Annotated in this window: 20 protein-coding genes and 4 tRNA genes; 11 read left to right on the top strand and 13 right to left on the bottom strand. The window is 71.9% G+C overall.

The genetic code is table 11. The features are described from left to right. Positions 1-48: 48 nt before the first annotated feature. From ACFFHC_RS04010 to ACFFHC_RS04020, 3 genes are all read right to left on the bottom strand, one after another. Positions 49-243: a DUF3073 domain-containing protein gene (locus tag ACFFHC_RS04010; protein ID WP_070705428.1), complete on the bottom strand. Its 195-nt coding sequence runs from the start codon at positions 241-243 to the stop codon at positions 49-51. Positions 244-438: 195 nt separating this feature from the next. Beyond that, the gene (locus ACFFHC_RS04015; RefSeq protein WP_070705427.1) at positions 439-654 is read right to left on the bottom strand and encodes a hypothetical protein; all 216 of its coding nucleotides are present in this window, start codon (positions 652-654) and stop codon (positions 439-441) included. Between the two features lie 89 nt (positions 655-743). Beyond that, on the bottom strand, positions 744-1,376 hold the full coding sequence (locus ACFFHC_RS04020; protein WP_070705426.1) for a copper resistance CopC family protein: 633 nt from the start codon (positions 1,374-1,376) through the stop codon (positions 744-746). Positions 1,377-1,458: 82 nt separating this feature from the next. On the opposite strand from ACFFHC_RS04020, the gene ACFFHC_RS04025 reads away from it, so the two are divergent. Further along, positions 1,459-2,091 carry an IMPACT family protein gene (locus ACFFHC_RS04025; RefSeq protein ID WP_070705430.1) on the top strand — a complete coding sequence of 211 codons (633 nt, stop codon included), beginning with the start codon at positions 1,459-1,461 and terminating at the stop codon, positions 2,089-2,091. A 9-nt stretch (positions 2,092-2,100) separates the two neighbouring features. Here the strand turns inward: ACFFHC_RS04025 and ACFFHC_RS04030 are convergent, their stop codons facing one another. Together ACFFHC_RS04030 and lpdA are read right to left on the bottom strand one after the other, a co-directional pair. Then, complete coding sequence (locus ACFFHC_RS04030; protein WP_083323611.1) at positions 2,101-3,369, bottom strand: carboxylate--amine ligase; 1,269 nt, start codon at positions 3,367-3,369, stop codon at positions 2,101-2,103. A 157-nt stretch (positions 3,370-3,526) separates the two neighbouring features. After that, positions 3,527-4,921 carry a dihydrolipoyl dehydrogenase gene (lpdA, locus tag ACFFHC_RS04035; protein WP_070705425.1) on the bottom strand — a complete coding sequence of 465 codons (1,395 nt, stop codon included), beginning with the start codon at positions 4,919-4,921 and terminating at the stop codon, positions 3,527-3,529. A 102-nt stretch (positions 4,922-5,023) separates the two neighbouring features. On the opposite strand from lpdA, the gene ilvN reads away from it, so the two are divergent. Beyond that, a complete protein-coding gene (gene ilvN, locus ACFFHC_RS04040) occupies positions 5,024-5,347 on the top strand; it encodes an acetolactate synthase small subunit (RefSeq protein ID WP_070705424.1) in 324 nt (107 codons plus the stop codon). Between the two features lies 1 nt (position 5,348). Next, positions 5,349-7,259, top strand: a complete 1,911-nt coding sequence (locus tag ACFFHC_RS04045; RefSeq protein WP_269149649.1) for a chorismate-binding protein — start codon at positions 5,349-5,351, stop codon at positions 7,257-7,259. 78 nt (positions 7,260-7,337) lie between these two features. On the opposite strand, the gene ACFFHC_RS04050 is transcribed toward ACFFHC_RS04045, so the two are convergent. From ACFFHC_RS04050 to ACFFHC_RS04080, 7 genes are all read right to left on the bottom strand, one after another. Beyond that, on the bottom strand, positions 7,338-7,952 hold the full coding sequence (locus ACFFHC_RS04050; RefSeq protein WP_070703753.1) for a DedA family protein: 615 nt from the start codon (positions 7,950-7,952) through the stop codon (positions 7,338-7,340). Positions 7,953-8,082: 130 nt separating this feature from the next. After that, positions 8,083-8,155: transfer RNA gene (locus tag ACFFHC_RS04055), tRNA-Phe, on the bottom strand. Between the two features lie 28 nt (positions 8,156-8,183). Beyond that, positions 8,184-8,257: transfer RNA gene (locus ACFFHC_RS04060), tRNA-Asp, on the bottom strand. A 121-nt stretch (positions 8,258-8,378) separates the two neighbouring features. Beyond that, positions 8,379-9,059: a hypothetical protein gene (locus tag ACFFHC_RS04065; RefSeq protein WP_379803270.1), complete on the bottom strand. Its 681-nt coding sequence runs from the start codon at positions 9,057-9,059 to the stop codon at positions 8,379-8,381. Next, the gene (locus ACFFHC_RS04070) at positions 9,059-10,648 is read right to left on the bottom strand and encodes a GMC oxidoreductase (RefSeq protein WP_070705308.1); all 1,590 of its coding nucleotides are present in this window, start codon (positions 10,646-10,648) and stop codon (positions 9,059-9,061) included. The genes ACFFHC_RS04065 and ACFFHC_RS04070 overlap by 1 nt, the downstream gene beginning before the upstream one ends. 240 nt (positions 10,649-10,888) lie before the next feature. Further along, a tRNA-Glu gene (locus tag ACFFHC_RS04075) sits at positions 10,889-10,964 on the bottom strand. 50 nt (positions 10,965-11,014) lie between these two features. After that, complete coding sequence (locus ACFFHC_RS04080; RefSeq protein WP_379803274.1) at positions 11,015-12,094, bottom strand: PHP domain-containing protein; 1,080 nt, start codon at positions 12,092-12,094, stop codon at positions 11,015-11,017. Positions 12,095-12,166: 72 nt separating this feature from the next. On the opposite strand from ACFFHC_RS04080, the gene ACFFHC_RS04085 reads away from it, so the two are divergent. Further along, complete coding sequence (locus tag ACFFHC_RS04085) at positions 12,167-12,619, top strand: GNAT family N-acetyltransferase (protein WP_070705306.1); 453 nt, start codon at positions 12,167-12,169, stop codon at positions 12,617-12,619. A 38-nt stretch (positions 12,620-12,657) separates the two neighbouring features. Continuing rightward, the gene (locus ACFFHC_RS04090) at positions 12,658-13,080 is read left to right on the top strand and encodes a cupin domain-containing protein (RefSeq protein WP_070705305.1); all 423 of its coding nucleotides are present in this window, start codon (positions 12,658-12,660) and stop codon (positions 13,078-13,080) included. 69 nt (positions 13,081-13,149) lie between these two features. On the opposite strand, the gene ACFFHC_RS04095 is transcribed toward ACFFHC_RS04090, so the two are convergent. After that, positions 13,150-13,222 (bottom strand) — tRNA-Lys (locus tag ACFFHC_RS04095). Positions 13,223-13,327: 105 nt separating this feature from the next. On the opposite strand from ACFFHC_RS04095, the gene ACFFHC_RS04100 reads away from it, so the two are divergent. The 6 genes from ACFFHC_RS04100 to ACFFHC_RS04125 all read left to right on the top strand — a co-directional run bounded on the left by ACFFHC_RS04100 (position 13,328) and on the right by ACFFHC_RS04125 (position 20,531). Then, complete coding sequence (locus tag ACFFHC_RS04100; RefSeq protein WP_379803279.1) at positions 13,328-15,457, top strand: RecQ family ATP-dependent DNA helicase; 2,130 nt, start codon at positions 13,328-13,330, stop codon at positions 15,455-15,457. A gap of 81 nt (positions 15,458-15,538) precedes the next feature. Next, on the top strand, positions 15,539-16,453 hold the full coding sequence (locus ACFFHC_RS04105) for an ABC transporter ATP-binding protein (RefSeq protein WP_379803282.1): 915 nt from the start codon (positions 15,539-15,541) through the stop codon (positions 16,451-16,453). Then, positions 16,450-17,358 (top strand): ABC transporter permease, encoded by a 909-nt coding sequence (locus ACFFHC_RS04110; protein WP_379803286.1) that lies wholly within the window; start codon positions 16,450-16,452, stop codon positions 17,356-17,358. Before ACFFHC_RS04105 ends, ACFFHC_RS04110 begins: the two co-directional genes overlap by 4 nt. Beyond that, positions 17,358-18,281, top strand: coding sequence for an ABC transporter ATP-binding protein (locus ACFFHC_RS04115; protein ID WP_141494329.1), 924 nt, complete (start codon positions 17,358-17,360; stop codon positions 18,279-18,281). Before ACFFHC_RS04110 ends, ACFFHC_RS04115 begins: the two co-directional genes overlap by 1 nt. A 5-nt stretch (positions 18,282-18,286) precedes the next feature. Beyond that, positions 18,287-18,997 (top strand): hypothetical protein, encoded by a 711-nt coding sequence (locus ACFFHC_RS04120; protein ID WP_141494330.1) that lies wholly within the window; start codon positions 18,287-18,289, stop codon positions 18,995-18,997. Positions 18,998-19,070: 73 nt separating this feature from the next. Beyond that, a complete protein-coding gene (locus ACFFHC_RS04125) occupies positions 19,071-20,531 on the top strand; it encodes a purine-cytosine permease family protein (protein ID WP_141494338.1) in 1,461 nt (486 codons plus the stop codon). Positions 20,532-20,562: the final 31 nt, after the last annotated feature.

A 20,562-nucleotide genomic window follows, 5' to 3' on the forward strand; every position in this document is an offset into this window, starting at 1 on the left:
CGAACGCCCCCGGGTCACGGGGGCGTTCGCGCGTCGCGGTGAGGGGACTCAGCGGCCGGTGTCCGACCAGCTGTCGTCGTCGTCCTCGTCCTCGGAGAAACCGGAGTACCCGTCACGCGAGGACTCGCGGTCCGACGAGGCGCGCAGCTCCCTCTCCAGCGCGCTCAGGTCGGTGTCGGGGGAGTAGTACTTCAACTCCCGAGCAACCTTGGTCTGCTTTGCCTTGGCTCGGCCGCGCCCCATGGCGTGACCCCCTAACCGGTCTGGCGGAGCGGCATCGCCGTGAGCACGTGAATCGCGTGGCGTCCTCGGCCTGGGAAGAGCTCTGGCGTCACGCGATCAGGTGCGAGGCGTAGCGGCCCCGGGGTTTGTATATGTCGTGTCGCAGAGTTTACAACAGACGGTCCCAGAGGGGGCCTGAGGGTCGGCCTCCGAGCGTCAGGGGCGCGGGGTGGGCACGGTGTTGGCGAGGATCTCGCTCAGCGGCCACGCGGCGATGAGCACCAGCGTCACGAGCATCCCCAGCAGCACGAACAGCAGGGCGTGCACGGCGGGGCTCAACCTGTGCTTCTTGATGCCCTCGTCGTCGGAGAGGTCCGTGGCCGTTGCGGGCGCGGCGGAGGAGGTGGCGGTGGCCACGACGTTGTCAGACATGCCGTGCAGTGTTCCACGGCGAGGCCGGGCCGGTACAGGTCCAGAAGGTCACAGGTCGAGAACGATTCGGCCCGTACCGGCCGGGGAGGTCAGCGGCGGCGTGCGAGGGCCAGGCCACCACCCACGAGCACCAGGGCCGCGACGCCCAGGCCCACCCAGAGCGCCGTGCCCGGGCCGTCCTGGTCACCCGCCTCGGGGGCGCCGTCGTCCTGCGTCGCCCCGGCCTCGGGCGAGGTGGTGGTGTCGCCAGAGGGTGCTGCCTCGGTGGGGGTCTCCCCGGACGAGGGGGCCTCGGAGGCCCCGCCGGTGGGAGCCGCAGAGCCCGACGGCGCGGCGGACGAACCGCCCTTGGCGCCCACGGTGAACTCGGTGGTCCCGGAGATCGGGTGCCCGTCGGAGGAGACCACGCGCCAGGTGGCCGTGTAGGTGCCCTCGCCGAGGTCGCCCGGCAGCTCCATGCTGGCGGTGGGGCCGTCGATCTGCGGCGCACCCTCGGCCACCACCTGGCCCTCCTGGTCCGTCACGGAGACCTTGGCCCCCACCTTCTGGATGTTGTCGCTGTAGGTCAGGTCGAGCGATTCCGGGGCGCTGCTGAGGGTCTCACCGGCGGCGGGCTCGGACCCCTCCAGCACGTCGTGCGCCGACGCGGGTGCGGCCGTGAGGCAGAGGGCGAGGGTGGCACCGGCCACCAGGCGGACGGGGGAGGTGTGGCTGAGACGCATGGCGCCATCGTAGAAGGTTCTACGACTCGGCGTAGTGGGTGGGTGGCGAGGCGTGCCGCTCGGCCGCGCCTACCCTGTGCGCATGTCCGTGACCTCCTACCGCACGCTCGCGGCCGACGCCCACGGGGAGATCGAGGAGAAGCACTCGGTCTTCCGGTGCCGCATCGCCCCCACGTCCGACGAGGCGGCCGCGCGTGCCGTCATCGAGGCCGAGCGACGGACCCACCACGACGCGCGGCACCACTGCAGCGCCTTCGTGCTGGGCCCCGACGGACGCATCGAGCGCTCCAACGACGACGGGGAGCCCGCCGGCACCGCCGGGACACCCATGCTCGACGTGCTGCGCGGCTCGGGCTACCGCGACGTCACCGCCGTGGTGACCCGCTGGTTCGGTGGCACCAAGCTGGGCGCGGGCGGCCTGGTGCGCGCCTACGGCGACGCGGTGCGTGCTGCGCTCGAGGAGGCGCGTCCCCGGGAGCGCCACCTGGTGCGCCTGCACTCCCTGGCCGTCGCGCACGCGGACGTCGGCCGCATCGAGAACGACCTGCGCGCCGCCGGGTTCGTGGTGACCGGCACCGACTACGCCGAGCGGGCCACCCTCCACGTCGCTGTGCCCCCGGCGCAGCAGGACGCCCTCACCACGCTGGTGGCCGCGACCACCGCCGGTGAGGGCGTCCTGGTGCCCGGCGAGGAGGAGTGGGTCGACCTCGCCTGAGCCGCCGGCTCAGAAGCCGTGCGAGCTGGGCTTGGGGTAGTACTTGAGGAACTTGCGCACGTGGTTGGCCATGGCCACCAGCGTGTACCCCTTGCGCCACAGGGAGTCCTTGCGGTTCCACAGCGGGTGGTGGATGCCGTTGCGGGCCGCCGCGTTCACCCGCTCGCGCAGCGCCGGGTCCAGCACGTAGCGCATGAGGAAGGGCTTGAACAGCACCGTGTAGAGGATCTCGTTCTCCACGCGGACCGGGGCGTGGGGGCGGTTCTCCACCACGTCGGTCACCACGAACTCCGCCACGTTCGCCCCCGCGGCGGTCACGTAGTAGTTGTTGCGGCCGATGCGGGAGTTCATCTCCAGGAAGTAGCCGGTGCCGTCCTTCGGGTCCACCTTGACGTCGAAGTTGGCGAAACCCTTGTAGTCCATGTGGTCCAGGAACTTCACCGCCGACTCCCACAGGTCCGGCAGGGCCGTGGTGAACATGGCCGCCGGGTTGCCCAGGGCGGTGGGGGAGTGCTCCTCCAGCAGCACGTGGGCGCTGCACAGCAGGGTGGTCTCGCCGAACTGGTCGCGGTAGGCGGTCACCGAGCGCATGTAGGTGTCGTCGCCGCCGATGAGCTGCTGCACCAGGAACTGGCCGGTGAAGCCGGCTGCACGCAGCACGCGCACCATGTCGTCGTAGTCCGCCTGGGTGTCCAGGAAGTAGACCTTCTTCTTGCCCGGGAACTTCAGCGTCTCGTACTGGCTGGTGGTGGCGGGCTTGGCCACCACGGGGAAGGGGCTCTCCACGGCGGGGGCGGTCCAGCCGTCGGCCGCGGCACCGGAGAAGTCCACCACCTGGGTGGCCGGGTGAGGGATGCCGAGCTCGTCGCAGGCGCGGGCGAACTCCACCTTGTCGCTGATGCGGTCCAGCAGGTCCACGCCCGGCATCGGGATGGTGTAGTACGGCGCCAGCTCGTCCACGCGCTCCATCACCATGCGCACGATCGTGTCCTGGTTGGTGAGCAGCACCAGCGGGTGGCGGCCGTGGTGCTCCTTGCCGATGCGCACCAGCTCGTCGATCGTGTCCTGGGACGTCTTGTCCTCGCCGATGAGGTGGTGGTTGATGATGTCCGAGCGCATCACCGGGCCGGTCTCCACGCGGGAGACGACCGTGGGCACCGTGCCGTAGCGGTCGTTGAAGGCGCGCGCCAGGGCGTAGACGCCGATGTCGCCGCCGACCATCACCAGGTCGAAGGCCGGGGTGGTGCCGGGGGCGGGCTGGGCGGAGGTCTCGGACACGTGCTCTCCTTGCGTCGGGTGCTCGATCGATCCTATGCGGGGCGTGGCCGGCGCACACGATGGCGCGCGAGGCCGTGCGTCGCGGGGCCTGAGCCTCCTGCCCGCACGACGGCGCCCCGCCCACCATCAGGTGGACGGGGCGCCGTCGTGCGGGGTGTCAGAGGTTGATCATGTGCCCCTCGATGCCGTGCATGGCCTCCTTGAGGGCCTCGCTCAGCGTCGGGTGGGCGAAGACCACGCGGGACATCTCCGCGGCGGTCAGGTCCCAGGTGGCGGCGGTGACCGCGGCCGGCAGCAACTCGGTGACGTGCGGGCCGATCATGTGCACGCCGATGATCTCGTCGTGCTCGGCGTCGGCCACCACCTTGACGAAACCGACGGCCTCGCCCAGCCCCATCGCCTTGCCGTTGGCGGTGAACGGGAACTTGGCCACCTTCACCTCGTGGCCGGCCTCCTTGGCCTGCGCCTCGGAGAGGCCCATGGAGCCGATCTGCGGGTGGCAGTAGGTGGCGCGCGGGATGTTCTGGAAGTCGATGGTCTGGGTCTCGGCACCGGCGATGGTCTCGGCGGCCACGATGCCCATGGCCTCGGCCACGTGGGCGAGCATCATCTTGCCGGTGACGTCACCGATGGCGTAGACGTGCTCCACGCTGGTGCGGCCGTACTTGTCCACCTTGATGGCGCCGCGCTCGGTGGTCTCCACGCCGGTGGCGTCCAGGCCGTAGCCCTCCAGGCGCGGGGCGAAGCCGATGGCCGACAGCATCTTGTCGGCCTCCAGCACCTCCTCCTTGCCGTTCTTGGAGACGGTGACCTTCACGCCGGAGCCGGTGTCCTCCACGCCCTCCACCTTGGTGCCGGTGAGGACCTTGACGCCCAGCTTCTTGTAGTGCTTGGCGAGCTCCTTGGAGATCTCCTCGTCCTCGGTGGGCACCATGCGGTCGGCGAACTCGACGATGGTGACGTCCACGCCGAAGTTGCTCATGACGTAGGCGAACTCCACACCGATGGCACCGGAACCGGCGATGACGATGGAGCCCGGCAGCTCGGAGTTGAGGATCTGCTCCTCGTAGGTGACCACGTTGTCGCTGAGCTCCACGCCCGGGAGCATGCGGGTGGTGGCACCGGCGGCGATGATGAGGTCGTCGCAGGTGATCTCCTGCGTGCCGCCGTCGTTGAGCTCGACGGTCAGGGAGTTGGGGCCGGTGAGGGTGCCCCAGCCGTCCACCTCCGTGACCTTGTTCTTCTTCATGAGGAAGTGGACGCCCTTGACGATGCCCTCGGACACCTTGCGGCTGCGCGCGTGGGTGGGGCCGTAGGACATCGTGGCGTCGCCCTCGATGCCGAAGGTCTTCTTCTCGTGGTTCAGGGTGTGGGCCAGCTCGGCGTTGCGGAGCAGGGCCTTGGAGGGGATGCAGCCGACGTTGAGGCAGACACCACCCCAGTACTTCTTCTCCACCACGGCGACCTTCTTGCCGAGCTGGGATGCGCGGATGGCGGCGACGTAGCCACCGGGGCCCGCGCCAAGGACAACGACGTCAAAGTGATCGGCCATGGGGCCAGTATTGCAAGCCCACGTGCGCGGGGTGCGCACGCAGGTGGTTGACTGGGCGCTCCCGCCCTGCCGGGCGCCGCACTCGACCCCACGGGAGCCGTCATGGAGCGTCACGCACTGTCCGTCACCGCCGAGAACCACCCCGGTGTGCTCACGCAGGTCTGCGGCCTGTTCGCCACCCGCGAGGCCAACATCCAGTACCTCGCCGCCGGTCCCACCGACCAGCGCGGCCTCTCGCACATGACCATCGTGGTGCGCGCGGCCGCCCAACTGGACGTGGAGGACCTCGTGGACCACGCCCACAAGGTGCCGCACGTCACCGCCGTGGACGTGCTCGAGGACGTGGACACCGTCGTCGACGAGCTGCAGGCCATGAACGAGCGCGCCCCCCGCACCGTGGGCAGCCTCACGCAGCGCGCCTTCTGAGGTGGGCCCCACCCCCGCCCCGACCGCAGCCCGCACCCTCCTGGTCGACCTGCTCGGGGAGGGGGCGGGCCCGTTCGCGCTGCTGCGCCGGGCCGACGACCCCGAGGTGGTGCTGCTGCTGCGCGGCGAGGTCACCGACCTGGAGCACCTGGCGGACCTGCCGGCACCCGGCGAGCACCCCGTGCTGGCCATGGTGCCCTACCGCCAGGTGGCCGAGCGGGGCTTCGCCGCCCACGACGACGGCGCCCCGCTGCGGGTGCTGCTGCCGCGCCACACCGACCGGCTGCCGGTGGCTGAGGTGGCCGCGGCCCTGACCGAGCTGGTGCCCGAGCCCGCGGCCGTCTCCGGCGAGCGCATGAGCGTCTCCGACGCGGACTACGCCGCCATGGTGCGCCGCGTCATCACCGACGAGATCGGCCACGGCGAGGGGGCCAACTTCGTGCTCCGCCGCGACGTGGTGGCCGACGTGGAGGGTCCGCCCTCCACCGCCGCGCTGGGCTGGTTCGCCCGCCTGCTGGAGGCCGAGGCCGGCGCGCACTGGACCTTCGTGGTGCACACACCCGGCCACACGCTGGTGGGGGCCTCCCCGGAGCGCCACGTCGGCGTCGCCGGCGGCCGCGCGGTGATGAACCCCATCTCCGGGACCTTCCGCCATGGCGAGCATGCCACCCCCGAGGCCCTCGTGGAGGCCTTCCGGGGCTTCCTGTCCGACACCAAGGAGACCGAGGAACTCTTCATGGTGGTGGACGAGGAGATGAAGATGATGGCGCGCGTCTGCGCCAGCGGCGGCCGGATGACCGGTCCGCACCTCAAGCAGATGGCGCACCTCACCCACACCGAGTACCTGCTCGACGGCGCCACGGACATGGACCCGCGCGAGGTGCTGCGCGAGACGATGTTCGCCCCCACCGTCACCGGCTCGCCGATGGAGAACGCCTGCCGTGTCATCCACCGCCACGAGCCCACCGGTCGCGGCTACTACTCGGGTGTGCTGGCGCTGCTGGACCGTGACGAGGAGGGACGCGAGCGGCTCGACGCCCCCATCGTCATCCGCACCGCGCAGCTGCCCCACGACGGCACCGTGAGCGTGTCGGCCGGCGCCACCCTGGTGCGCCACAGCGACCCCGAGGCCGAGGTGGCCGAGACCGCGGTGAAGGCCACCGGGATGCTCGCCGCGATGGGCCTGCGCCCCCAGCGCCCGGTCGCCGAGGCCCCGGACCTGGCCGCCCTGCCCGAGGTGTCCGACGCCCTGGCGGCCCGCAACGAGCGGCTCTCGCCCTTCTGGCTCGCGCCGCAGGCCCCCACCCACCTGGAGGGCGTGGCCGGCGCGAGCGTGCTCGTGGTGGACGCAGAGGACGCCTGGACGCAGATGCTGGCCCACCAGCTGCGCCACCTGGGCCTGCGGGCCGAGGTGCGCCGCTGGGACACCGTCACCCCCGAGGACGTCGCCGGCCCGGGCGCTCCGGACCTGCTGCTCAGCGGGCCCGGCCCCGGCGACCCGAGCGACCTCGCCTCATCCCGCATCGCCCGCCTGCACGAGCTGGTCCGGGCCCGGCTGGGTGCCGGTCTGCCGCTGGTGGCGGTCTGCCTGAGCCACCAGGTGCTCAGCCACGCCGCGGGCCTGCCCATCGTGCGGCTCGAGGAGCCCCAGCAGGGCGTGCAGCTCGAGGTCGACTGGTTCGGCCGGCCCGCCCGCATCGGGTTCTACAACACCTTCGTGGCCCGGCACGACGGGGAGCCCGTGGAGGTCTCGGGGCGTCCGCTGGAGGTGACCGCAGACCCGACCACCGGTGCCGTGCGCGGTCTGCGGGGGCCGGGCGTGGCCTCCATCCAGGGCCACGCCGAGTCGGTGCTCTCGGCCGACGGCCTGCCCGTGCTCCAGGAGATGGTGCGGCACGCCCTGGGGGGCTGAACGGCTCCGACACGGACGCGAGGAGGGGCACCCCACGGGGTGCCCCTCCTCGCGTCCGTCGTGCGGGCGCCGGGGTGCTCAGGGACGGCTGGCGCGGCGCTGCTGCGCCTTGCGCCAGAGGAACCACAGCACGGCGACGACGAGCAGCACGGCCACGACCTTGCTGATGATCCCCACGACGCCCTCCACGGCCTGCCAGTTGGCGCCCAGGGCGTACCCCAGTCCCACGAGCAGGCCGTTCCACACCAGGGTGCCCAGGAGCGTGTACACGAAGAAGGTGCCGAAGGGCATGCCCGAGGTGCCTGCGGGGATCGAGATGAGCGAGCGGACCCCGGGCACGCACCGGCCGGTCAGGACCGCGACCTTGCCGTAGCGGTCGAACCAGCGGTGTGCGGCGTCGGCGTCGTCCTCGTCCACCAGTGGCAGCTTGGCCATCCAGCGGATGGTGCGCTCCCGGCCCCACGCCCGGGCGACGCCGTACAGCAGGCAGGCGCCGGCGACGGCACCGGCGGTGGTCCACAGCATCACCTCCACCCAGCCCATCTGCCCCTGGCCGATGGTGAAGCCCGCCAGGGGGAGCACCAGCTCGCTGGGGATCGGCGGGAAGACGGTCTCGAGAAGCATCAGCAGGGCCAGGCCGGGGCCGCCGAGGGTCTCGATGGTGTGGGTGATCCACTCGCTCAGGTTGGGCATGGGGCAAGGCTAGGCCGGGGATGCTGGGGGAACCCTGTGGGGCGCCCGTGAATCACGCCTCACAGGACGGGGTGCACGACGAAGCCCCACCCGGTGGAACCGGGTGGGGCTTCGCGGCAGTCTCTCGGAGTGGCCAGAGGCGGGGTCGAACCGCCGACCTTTCGATTTTCAGTCGAACGCTCTACCAACTGAGCTATCTGGCCAGGGCGATGACCGAAATCATCGTTCCAGCGACCTCGACGGGACTCGAACCCGCGACCTCCGCCGTGACAGGGCGGCGCGCTAACCAACTGCGCCACGAGGCCTTGCGTTCGCGCCTCACCGGCGCGACTGGAGAACCATACGTGAATCCACGCTGAGTGCAAAATCGGCTCCAGCAGGCGCGTCGGGGGCCCGTGCGCAGCGCACGGGCCCCCGACGCGGTGCTCAGCTGGTGCTGTAGCCGACGACGTAGCCGACCTTCTCGTCGTGGTCGTCGGTGTACCCGGCGAACTCGTCGCGGATGTCGTTCTCCACGGCGTCGCTCACCACCGCCTTGACCATGAGGTTGAACGTCACGTTGGTGAACGTCCGCGGGGAGTAGTACTTCAGCGGCATCGTGAAGCTCTGGCCCGGGGCCAGGGTGCCGTTGTAGGTGTACATGTACATCTGGCCGGTGCCCCGGGCGGTGCGCCCGGTGCTGGTGCGCACCCAGGTCACGGCCGTGTTGGTGGTCACGGCGCCCAGTTGGTCCGAGCCCAAGGGGGCGCTGTCCGAGCCGTAGTCACGCATCTCGAACTCGACGGTGCCGGTCGGGTTCACCGCGTCGCCGGGGCCGACGTTGGTCACGGTGATCGACGGCGGCAGGGCCGCCTGGCGCGTGGCCACGGTGGTGAGGCGGTTGGGGTCGGGCTGCTTCATCTGGTCGAAGAACTCGTAGTTCTTCCAGATGGTGTCGTCCAGCGCGTACTCGAGGGTGTCCCAGTCGAAGTTGGGGTCCTCGACGGTGACCGCCAGGTTGGCGCTCGAGACGCTGGCGGCGAGCGCCGGTGCCGCGGCGGTGGCCACGACGGCCGGAACGCTCCAGAGGGCGGCGCAGGTCGCCACTCGGCGGGTCTGGGTGTTCATCAGGCAAACCTCCCGGCCGCGATGAGGCGGTCCATGCAGCGCTCGGCGAGCGCGGTGATCGTCACGAAGGGGTTGACGCCGATCTTGGCCGGGATGAGCGAGCCGTCGATGGCGAAGAGGCCGGGGGCTCCCTTGACCTCACCGTTGAGGTCGGTGGCCTCGCCCAGGACCATCCCGCCCAGCGGGTGGTACGTGAAGTAGTCCGTGAAGATCTTGCCCTTCTCGAACAGGTCGGTGGCGTAGGTGGTGCCGTTGGCGGCATTGACCTTGTCGAACACGGCGCGGGCCGCGGCCACGGATGGGGCGTGCTTGGTGGTGTTCCAGTCGAGGCTCACGGAGCCGTCGGCGTTGGGGGAGAACGACCCGTAGTTGGGGTTGTTCGTGATGGCCAGGTAGAGCGCGCGGTCGATCTCGATGCCGGCCGGCAGCGGCGCGATCTCGGCGAACACCGAGGCGGTGGTGTTGTCCCACGCCTTGACGCCCATGGTCGGGATGCCGGACTGGAAGCGACCGGCGCCGCGGGCGTTGATGGCCAGCATGGTGTTGCCGTTGGGGCCCCACTTCTGGCCCACCGCGCTGTTGAGGCCGGGGATGTCGCCGCGGTACTTGGACTGCACCATGAGCTTGGAGGTGCCGACGGAACCGGCGGCCAGCACGACGCGGTCGTAGACGGCCTGGCGCTCGCTCTGCACGACGCCGTCGAAGTTGATGGTCTTGAGGTCCAGCAGCCAGGTGCCGTCGGCCTGCTGGCGGATGCGCGTGGTCTCGGTGAGGGTCACCAGATTGACCAGGCCGGTGGCCAGGGCGCGCTTGATGTAGGTCTTGGCCAGCGACTTCTTGCCGTGGTTGTTGCCGAAGATGACCTCCTGGGCGAGGGCGGAACGCTCCTCCTCCTGGTAGGACTCACGGCGCATGTAGTCCCAGTCGTAGACGTTGGGCACCGGCACGGACGAGAGACCGGCCTTCTTGGCGGCCCGCACGCCGTTGCGGGTGAACTGGTACCACGGCGAGTAGGCGATCATGTCGCCCTCGGGCTTGAACACGCCCAGGTTGGCGTTGGCGCGCGGGAAGTACGTGCCGTACATCTCCGCGGCGTCCACCTGCGGCAGCACCATCTCGAAGAAGCTGCGGTCCGGGGTCACGGCCATGCCGCCGTTGGCGAGCGAGCCACCACCCACGCCGCGGCCCACGTACACCTTCATGTTGGCGAAGCGCTCGAGGCCCAGGACGCCGGCGCCGGCGTCGATGTCCTTGTTGACGATGTCGAGCCCGAAGAGGGTGGAGAAGGGCAGGTCGGTGCGGGTCTCGAACCACATCGACCGGGAGGTCGGCTCGGTCATCGACGTGAACGTCTTGCCGTTGAGGCCCGGGCCCATGTTCTCCCAGTCGCACCCCATCTCGATGAGGTCGACGGGGATGCCGCGCGAGGTGAGCGCGAGGGCGGCGACGGCGCCGCCGTACCCGGACCCGATGATGGCGATGCGGCGGTTCCCGGCGGCCTGCGCGGGGGCGCCGGTGGCTGAGGCGACGGCCACGGCAGCAGCGGATGCCGTGGCTCCCCTCAGCATCGTCCTGCGGCTTGTCTGCATGTGTACTCCCTGGGGGAACGCGTGTGAGTGCGGGACTGTTCGCCGTCCCGCCATGCGCATCCTCCCGCAGGTTGAGGCCCCCCATTTTTCCTGAAGGGTGAAAAGGCCGTCCCGGATGGCGACGACCATCGGCCAGAGGAGTGAAATCCTCGGCAGGGGCTCACTCACGGCCGCGGAGAAAGGCCGGATGAGAGATAGGTCACAGGGCGGTTCCGCGGGGGAGTCGCGCCTCGTGTGGTGTGGCATCCCCAACGGGATTCGAACCCGCGTTACCGGCGTGAAAGGCCGGGGTCCTAGGCCGCTAGACGATGGGGACCCGCCGGCGCGGCGGTCGTCCGCCCGCTCCGGCGCGCACAGTGTACGCAGTCACAGTCGCGCGGCCGCCCACTCCTTGACCTGCGTGGCCGGCCACGTGGTGACGATCCGCTCCGGAGGGATGCCGGCGTCGGCGGCCCGCTGCGCGCCGAACGCGAGTAGGTCCAGCTGGCCGGGTGCGTGGGCGTCGCTGTCGATGCTGAACAGGCAGCCGGCCTCCAGGGCCAGGGCGATGAGCTCGTCGGGCGGGTCCTGTCGCTCGGGACGGGCGTTGAGCTCCACGGCCACGCACTCCTGGGCACAGGCCGCGAACACCGCCTCGGCGTCGAACTCGCTCGGTGGACGGGTGCCGCGGCCGCCCGTCACCAGGCGGCCGGTGCAGTGCCCCAGCACCGACGTGAGCGGGTTGCGCACCGCGGCCAGCATGCGGGGCGTCATCTCGGCCGACGGCATGCGGAGCTTCGAGTGCACGCTCGCCACCCGGACGTCCAGGGTCGCCAGCAGGTCCTCGCGCTGGTCGAGCGTGCCGTCGTCCAGCACGTCCACCTCGATGCCGTGGAGCAGCTCGAGCGACCGCCCCTCGTCGGCCAGCTGCTGCCGGACCTGCGCCACCGTGTCGCGCTGGGCCACCAACCGCTCGGCCGACAGGCCGTTGGCCACCCGCAGCCGCGGGGAGTGGTCGGTGACGGCCAGGTAGTCCCGCCCCAGCGCGTCGGCGGCACGGGCCATCTCCAGCAGGGGGGACCCGCCGTCGCTGTCGCTGGTGTGGCTGTGCAGGTCCCCGGCGAGCAGTCCGAGGAGCTCGCGGCCGGCGGGCGTCATCTCGAGCAGCGGTCCCCCGTGCTCCTCGCGTGCTGCGGCGAGCTTGGTGGGCACCTCGCCCGCCACGGCCTCGCGCACCACGGCGGCGGTGGAGGAACCGATGCCGCGCAGCTCCTGCCAGCTGTCGGCCTCCGTGTGGCGGGCGAACTCCTCCTCGGAGAGGCCCTCCACCACCGTCACGGCGTTGCGGTAGGCCTCGATGCGGCGGGAGGACTGCCGGGCCCGCTCGTTGACGAAGGCCACCTCGCGCAGGCAGGCCAGGGCCCGGGCGCGGGGCGCGGTGGGGAGGTCGGGGGGAGGGTTGCTCACCGCATCGAGCCTAGCCCTGCGTGGTCCGGGGCAGGCCGTGCGGATCGAGCTGCGGGGGCGCAGGATGGGCCCATGGAGAACCTGCACGAGGTGCCCGGGCCCGCACTGACCGCCGACCAGCTGCACAGGCTGTTGCGGCTGCGGGTGGACGTGTTCGTGGTGGAGCAGGAGTGCCCCTACGCGGAGGTGGACGGCCGGGACCTGCTGCCCACCACGACCCACGTCTGGGTGGAGGACGGGGGCGAGATCGCCTCGACGCTGCGCCTGCTCGACGCGGGCGGCCCCGACGGTGCCCTCCTCGTCGGGCGGGTGGTCACTGCGGCGCCGCACCGGGGGGCCGGGCTGGCGGCCCGCCTCATGGAGCGGGTGCTCGACGCCCACGGCCACCGTCGCCTGGAGCTCGAGGCCCAGGCGCACCTGGCGGGCTGGTACGAGCGCTTCGGCTTCGTCCGCGCGGGGGCGGACCTCGGCCTGGACGGCATCATCCACACGCCCATGGTGCGGGTGCCGGGTGGGGCGGCATGATGGGCAGGGAACCGTCCCCGAGCAGTGAGGAGACCGCCATGGCGGACCTGAGCGACCACGGCCCGAAGCCGTACACGGTCAACATTGAGGAGGCCACCCTGGCCAACGAGAACTTCCGCGCCACCCTGTGGACCGGCGAGTACCTGCAGATGACGGTCATGACCATCCCCGTGGGTGGCGAGGTCGGCCTGGAGATGCACGCCGACCACGACCAGTTCCTCCGCATCGAGCAGGGCACGGCCCGCGTGCAGATGGGGCCGGCCGAGGACGACCTCTCCTACGACGAGACCGTCGGGGACGACTGGGTGGCCCTGGTGCCGGCCGGCCAGTGGCACAACATCACCAACACCGGTGACGAGCCGCTCAAGCTGTACTCCCTGTACGGCCCGCCGGACCACGTCAAGGGCACCGTCCACGCGACCAAGGAGGACGCGGAGAACGACCCCAACGAGCAGCACTGAGCGCGGCTGCACGAGCGCGACGAGGCCCCCACGCCGGACGGTGCGGGGGCCTCGTGCGTGCGCTGACGGTGGGCCCCGTGGGACTCGAACCCACAACCTACGGATTAAAAGTCCGCAGCTCTGACCATTGAGCTAGAGGCCCTCCCGCCGGCGACCGCCCGCGGGACCGCGTGAGTCTATCCGCGGGGTTCCGCCTGCCTGTGGACACCGTGGTGAGGCTGTCGGTGGGTGCTGTCAGGGTGGCCCCATGACCAGCAGCATCCAGGACCGCGCGCTCGAGGCGCTCCGCCGCCTCGTCGGACGTGAGGACGCCACCTTCCGCGACGGCCAGCTCGATGCCGTGCGGGCACTCGTGGAGGACCGGTCGCGCGTGCTCGTCGTGCAACGCACCGGGTGGGGCAAGTCGGCCGTCTACTTCGTGGGCACGGCGCTGCGCCGCGCCGAGGGGGCCGGCCCCACCGTCATCGTCTCGCCGCTGCTGGCCCTCATGCGCGACCAGGTCGCCGCGGCCGAGCGGGCCGGGGTGCGCGCGGTGACCATGAACTCCGCCAACGCCACGGAGTGGGACGAGGTGCGTGCCGCCCTGGCGGCCGACGAGGTGGACGTGCTGCTCGTGAGCCCGGAGCGGCTCAACAACCCGCGCTTCCGCGAGGAGCAGCTGCCCGAGCTCTCGCGCCGGTGCGGCCTGCTCGTGGTCGACGAGGCCCACTGCATCAGCGACTGGGGGCACGACTTCCGTCCCGACTACCGGCGCATCCGCACCCTGCTGGCCGAGCTGCCCGGCGACACCCCCGTGCTGGCGACCACGGCCACGGCCAATGAACGGGTCGTCGCCGACGTGGTGGAGCAGCTCACCGTCGGCCCTGGTGGCACCGCCCACCCGGTGACCACCATCCGGGGCGGGCTGGCCCGTGACTCACTGCGGCTGGGGGCCCTCCTCGGCCCGGGAGGGCACCCGCTCTCCCCGGAGCAACGGCTGGCGTGGATGGTGGCGCATCTCGACGAGCTGCCCGGTTCCGGCATCGTGTACTGCCTGACGGTCTCCGCCGCCGAGGACGTCGCCGCGGCGCTCGCGGGATCCGGGTACCGCGTGGCCGCCTACACGGGTCGGACCGACGCCGACGACCGGGCGCGTCTCGAAGCAGCGCTCAAGCAGAACGAGGTCAAGGCCCTGGTGGCCACCTCGGCGCTGGGCATGGGCTTTGACAAGCCGGACCTCGGCTTCGTCGTGCACCTGGGGGCGCCGAGCTCGCCGGTGGCCTACTACCAGCAGGTGGGTCGCGCCGGTCGTGCCACCGAAAGGGCGGACGTGGTGCTGCTGCCCGGCACCGAGGACCCCGACATCTGGCGCTACTTCGCCACCGTCTCCATGCCACGCCAGGAGCAGGCCGATGCCGTGCTGGCCGCCCTGGCGCAGGCGGGGCGCCCGCTCTCCACACCGGCTCTGGAGACGCTCGTCGACGTGCGCCGCACGCGCCTGGAACTGCTGCTCAAGGTGCTCGACGTCGACGGGGCGGTCACCAAGGTGCCCGGCGGCTGGACCGCGACGGGTCGGCCGTGGACCTACGACGCCGAGCGCTACGGCCGGGTGGCCCAGGCGCGCGAGCGCGAGGCCGCCCTGATGCGGGAGTACCAGACCACCACCGGGTGCCGCATGCAGTTCCTGCAGCGGACCCTCGACGACGCCACCGCCGAACCCTGCGGACGGTGCGACACCTGTGCCGGCACGTGGTTCCCCACGGACGTCCCCGACCAGGCCGTGGAGGCCGCCCGCGGGGCGCTGGGGTCCACGGGCGTGGTCCTGGAACCCCGGGCGCAGTGGCCCACGGGCATGGAGCGCCTGGGGGTCCCGGCCAAGGGACGCATCCCCGTCGACGAGCAGCTGGAGCCGGGACGGGCACTGGCCCGACTCAGCGACCTCGGGTGGGGCCAGCGCCTGCGCACGGTGCTCGCCGAGGACCAGCCGGCGCCGGACGACCTGGTCCGGGCCGTGGTGATGCTGCTCGCCGACTGGGACTGGGCGGAGCGCCCGGTCGGTGTGGTGTCCGTGCCCTCCCGGCGCCGCCCGCAGCTCGTCGGGTCGCTCGCCGAGCGGATCGCCGGCATCGGGCGGCTCCCGCTCCTGGGGGTCCTCGACCTCGTGGACGGTGGCCCGGTGGGCGAGCCCGGCGGCAACAGCGCCTTCCGCCTGGCCGGCGTGTGGGAGCGCCTGGCCGTCGGAGCTGACCTCGCCCGTGCGCTCGCGGGCACCCCCGGACCCGTGCTCCTGGTCGACGACCTCGTGGACTCCCGGTGGACCCTCACCGTGGCGGGACGGGCCCTGCGAGCGGCCGGGGCCGCGGCGGTGCTCCCGCTGGCGCTGGCCGTGGAGGGCTGACGGGCCACGGGAGCAGGACCCCCACCGGCGTGGGACCACGGGATGAGCCCGTGCGCCGACCCACCTACCTACCGTGTGCGCATGGACGTCTGGAGCACACGGTCGCTCACCAAGCGGTTCGGCACCTTCACCGCGGTGCAGGACCTCGACATCACGGTGGGGGAGGGGATCACGGGCGTCGTCGGCCACAACGGGGCCGGCAAGTCCACGCTGATCCGCATGCTCCTGGGCCTGGAGCCGCCGACTTCCGGCACGGCCACCGTCTTCGGCATCGACCCCGCCGAGGACCCGCGTGGTGCACGGGCTCGGGTGGGCTTCATGCCCGAGTACGACTGTCTCCCGCCGGACGTCAGCGCAGCCCGCGCGATCATGCACTACGGCCGTGTCTCCGGCCTGCCGCGGGACATCGCACGCGAGCGTGCCGCCGACGTGCTGCGCCACGTCGGGCTGGAGGAGGCACGCCACCGCCCCGTGGGCACCTACTCCACGGGCATGAAGCAGCGCGCAAAGCTCGCGCAGGCCCTGGTGCACGACCCGGACCTGATCATGCTCGACGAGCCGACCAACGGGCTCGACCCGGCGGGACGCGACGAGATGCTCGACCTCGTGCAGCGCATCGGGCACGACTTCGGCATCTCGGTGCTCGTGACCTCGCACCTGCTGGGCGAGCTCGAGCGGATCTGCGACCACGTCGTGGTGCTGGACGGTGGCCGGCTGGTGACCTCGGCCGCCATCGGCGACCTCACCGCCGACACTGGCGCCCTGGAGGTGGAGGTCGACGGGGAGGGGGCGACCGCCGGACTCATCGCCGGTCTGCACTGCCGTGGCATCGAGGCCGGCCGCAGCGGCAGCAGGGTGGTGGTCCCCGACGGGTCCGGTGACGCCCGCGCCACCGTGGTCGAGCTGTGCGCACGGAACGGCTGGGGCCTGTCGCGCATGACCGCCTCGCGCCACCAGCTGTCCGAACTGTTCCTGGGAGAGGACGACGCCGCATGAGCACGCCCGACCGCACCGACCCGGCCGCCGCGCCGCGGTCGGTGATCCACGACCTGGGGTACCGGGGCTACGACGGACCCCGCGCGGGGCGCCTCGGCACCCTGGGCTACCTCGTGCGCCAGGGGTACGCCTCGGCGTTCGGCATCGGGCGCACCTGGAAGGGCAAGGTCATGCCGTGGCTCTGCCTGGCGCTCATGTGCGCCCCGATGCTCATCACCGGTGCCGTCATGGTGATCTTCGGCGGACTGGCGGAGGAGCCGATCTTCCACCCAGCCCGCGTGCCCTACGCGTTCGCGACGCTCGTGGCCCTCTTCGCCGCGGTGGCCTCGCCGGTGCTCTTCTCCGCCGACCTGCGCTCCCGCGCGATCGTCCACTACCTCTCGCGGCCCCTGAGCCGCACGGACTACGTGCTCTCGCGCCTGGGTGCCCTGGTGCTCGCGCTGTTCACGCTGCAGGCCGTCGGCATCCTCGTCGGAACGCTCGGCTGGTGGCTGGGCGGCGGTGACGCCGGGACCGTCTGGGGCGCCGCGCTGGTGGGTGGCCTGGGGGCACTCCTGGTGTCCGTCGCCGTGGGCACGCTGGCCGGCCTGGTGGCCGCCCTCACCCCGCGCCGGGGTGTGGCGACCGCCGTGATCCTCGGTGTGCTGCTGGTGCTGAGCGCGGTGGTCAGCGTGGTCAACGAGGCAGTGACCTCCATGGGCAGCCAGCACGGGTTGCTGGCCCGGTGGGCCTCGCTGCTGAGCCCCAACACGGCCGTGGAGCGGGTGATGGCCTGGCTCACGGGCAACGAGGAGCTGACGCCGGCGCTCGACGACGCCACGGCGGCCGGGTACCTGGCCGTGCTCGTGCTCGCCTGTGCGCTGGGGATCATGGGCCTCGTGGCCCGCTACCGGAGGGTGAACTGATGGCCACCGTGACGATCGACGGCGTGTCCCGCTGGTTCGGCGACGTGGTCGCCGTGAACGACGTGACCTTCGACCTGGAGCCCGGCATCACGGGGCTGCTGGGGCCCAACGGTGCGGGCAAGTCCACGCTCATGGCGATGGTGGCCGGTTTCGAGTCCACCTCGGCCGGCACCATCACCCTCGACGGCGAGCCGGTGCGCGGCAACCCGGGCATCTACCGGCGCCTGGGCATGATGCCGGAGACCGAGGCCATGTACGACGAGCTCACCGGTCGCGAGTTCGTCACGGCGATGGCCCGCCTGCACAAGCTGCCGGACGCCCGGGGGGCTGCCCGCAGGGCGCTCGAGGTGGTGGACCTCGTGGACGCAGCGGACCGCCGGGTGGGCAAGTACTCCAAGGGCATGCGCCAGCGGGTCAAGATGGCCGCCGCCCTGGTGCACGAGCCCGAGGTGCTGCTGCTCGACGAGCCCTTCAACGGCATGGACCCGGGCCAGCGCGTGCGCCTCATGGGCACCCTCCACGAGTACGCCGACCGCGGGGCCACCGTGCTGGTGAGCAGCCACATCCTCGAGGAGGTGCAGCAGCTGGCAGGCACCATCCAGGTGATGCTGGCCGGGCGCCACCTCGCCTCGGGCAACTTCCGCGAGCTGCGACGCCTCATGACCAACCGGCCGCACCGGTACGCGGTGCAGTCGTCCGACGACCGTGCCCTGGCCGCGGCCCTCATCGCCCGCGACGGCGCCTCGTCGGTGGCCCTGGGGGAGGCCGCCGCGTCCGGGCTCGAGGTGCAGGTCACCGACTTCGAGGCGTTCTCGCGCCTCCTGCCCGCCGTGGCGCACCGCGAGGGCATCGCCCTGCACAGCGTGCGCCCCACCGACGAGTCGCTCGAGAGCGTCTTCGGCTACCTCGTGGAAGGACGGTGAGGTCCATGACGATCGCCACCATGACCTGGCGGGCGCTCTCCCGCGGGCTGCGTCCCCTGCTCCTGCTCGCCCTGCCCGTCGGCGGCCTGCTGCTCGCGCTGCTGCTGCGCCTGGTCTCCGAGGGGGGTGACCCCGTGCTGGCCGACGTGGTGGTGCGCGACCTGGGCACTTCGGTGGTCGTGCCGCTCACCGCCCTGCTGGTGGCCGTCAACGGCCTGGGCAACGAGGTGGACGACTCCTCGGTGGTGCACGTGCTGGCCACCCCCACCTCCCGGGCCTCGATCCTGCTCCAGAAGATGCTCGTCGTCTGCGGCGTCTCGGCGGCGCTGGGTGCCCTCGCGTCCGGCGGCATGGCCGCCGTCATGGGCTCCGAGGAAGTGACCTCCTGGGTGGTGGCCGGCGCGGTCTCCGGCCTGGCCAACGCGGCGGTGTTCACGGCGCTCTCGGCCTGGGTCAAGCACGCGGTGATGATCGGCGCGCTCTACCTGGTCCTCTGGGAGGGCATGCTCATCGGGCTCGCGCCCCGCGCCCGCTTTCTCAGCCTCCACCACGCCTCGATGGCGGTGGCCGAACAGTTCCGCGACGCCCGGGCCTCGGTGGACCTCACCGACCTCAGCGCCACCGGCGGCGTGATGGTGCTGGTCGTGGCCCTGCTCCTCGGGTTCGTGCTGGCCTGGTGGGCACTGCGCAGGATGCGGCTGGCCAAGGGTTCGTGACACTCTTCGGCGCATGAGCCGCACCACACCGTCGTCCGAGGCGTCGGGGGCCAGTGCCCTCGGCGCCTCCGACATGTCCGGGCCCGCCTCGCCCGCCTCCTCCCCGTCCTCCTCGCTCGTCGAGACCACCGGCTTCGAGGTGGTGTCCGAGTCCGAGCGCACCGGCAGGCCCTCGGACCTGTTCTGGCCCTGGTTCGCGGCCAACATCAGCGTGTTCGGCCTGTCCTACGGCACGTGGATCCTGGACTTCGGCGTCAGCTTCCGGCAGGCGCTGGTGGTGGGCGTGCTCGGCGTGGTGGTGAGCTTCCTGCTCTGCGGCGTCGTGGCGCTGGCCGGCAAGCGCGGCTCGGCCCCCACCATGGCGCTCTCCCGTGCCCCCTTCGGCGTCCACGGCAACAAGCTGCCCGGCGTGGTCTCGTGGCTGCTGTCCATCGGGTGGGAGACCGTCCTGGCCATCCTCGCCACGCTGGCGACGGCCACCATCGCCGAGCGCCTGGGCTGGGGCGGCGGTACGGTCACCAAGGTGGTGGCCGCGGTCGTGGTGGCGGGCCTCATCGTCACGGCGGCCGTGCTCGGCTACCGCGTCATCATGCGCCTGCAGTCGGTGCTCACCTGGCTCACCGGCGCCATCACCGTGCTCTACGTGCTGCTCACGCTCGACGAGGTGGACCTCACCGCGGTGCAGACGATCCCCGACGGCTCCGCCCAGGCGATGGTGGGCGCGTTCATCATGACCATGACCGGCTTCGGCCTGGGCTGGATCAACATCGCCAGCGACTGGTCGCGCTACCTGCCCCGCTCCACCCCCGGCGGGCAGGTGGTCTTCTGGAACACCCTGGGTGGTGCGCTGGCGCCGGCCCTGCTCGTGGTCTTCGGCCTGCTGCTCGCCGGGTCGGACGAGGGACTGCGGGCCGGCATCGCGGCCGACCCCATCGGCGCGCTCGCGGCGGCCCTGCCCACGTGGTTCCTCGTGCCCTTCCTCGTCGCCGCCGTGCTGAGCCTCGTGAGCGGCGCCGTTCTGGGCATCTACTCCTCGGGCCTCACGCTGCTCAGTCTGGGCGTACGCCTGCCGCGCCCGATGGCGGCCGGCGTCGACGGTGTGCTGCTCACCGTGGGCACCCTGTACGTGGTGTTCGTGGCCGAGGACTTCTTCGGTCCCTTCCAGGGCTTCCTCATCACTCTCGGCGTGCCGATCGCGGCCTGGGCCGGCGTCCTCATCGCGGACGTCCTGCTGCGCCGCCGGGACTACGACGAGGCCGCGCTGTTCGACGCGCGCGGCCGCTACGGCTCGGTGGCGTGGGGGCCGGTGCTGCTCATGGCGCTGGCCTCGGTGGTCGGCTGGGGGCTGGTCACCAACTCCTACGCCGACTGGCTGGGCTGGCAGGGCTACCTGCTGGGTCCGCTGGGGCTCGGCGGCCGCGAGGGGGCCTGGGCGTGGTCCAACCTCGGGGTGCTGGTGGCGCTGCTGCTCGGCTTCGTGGGCTACCTGCTGGTGGGCACCCCGCGCGTGCGCCGTCAGGAGGCCGGGCAGTGACCGCCGGCGCGTCGGGCGGGGCCGCCTCGCT

This window comes from Kytococcus schroeteri (assembly GCF_042433515.1).
GTDB classification, from domain to species: domain Bacteria; phylum Actinomycetota; class Actinomycetes; order Actinomycetales; family Dermatophilaceae; genus Kytococcus; species Kytococcus schroeteri.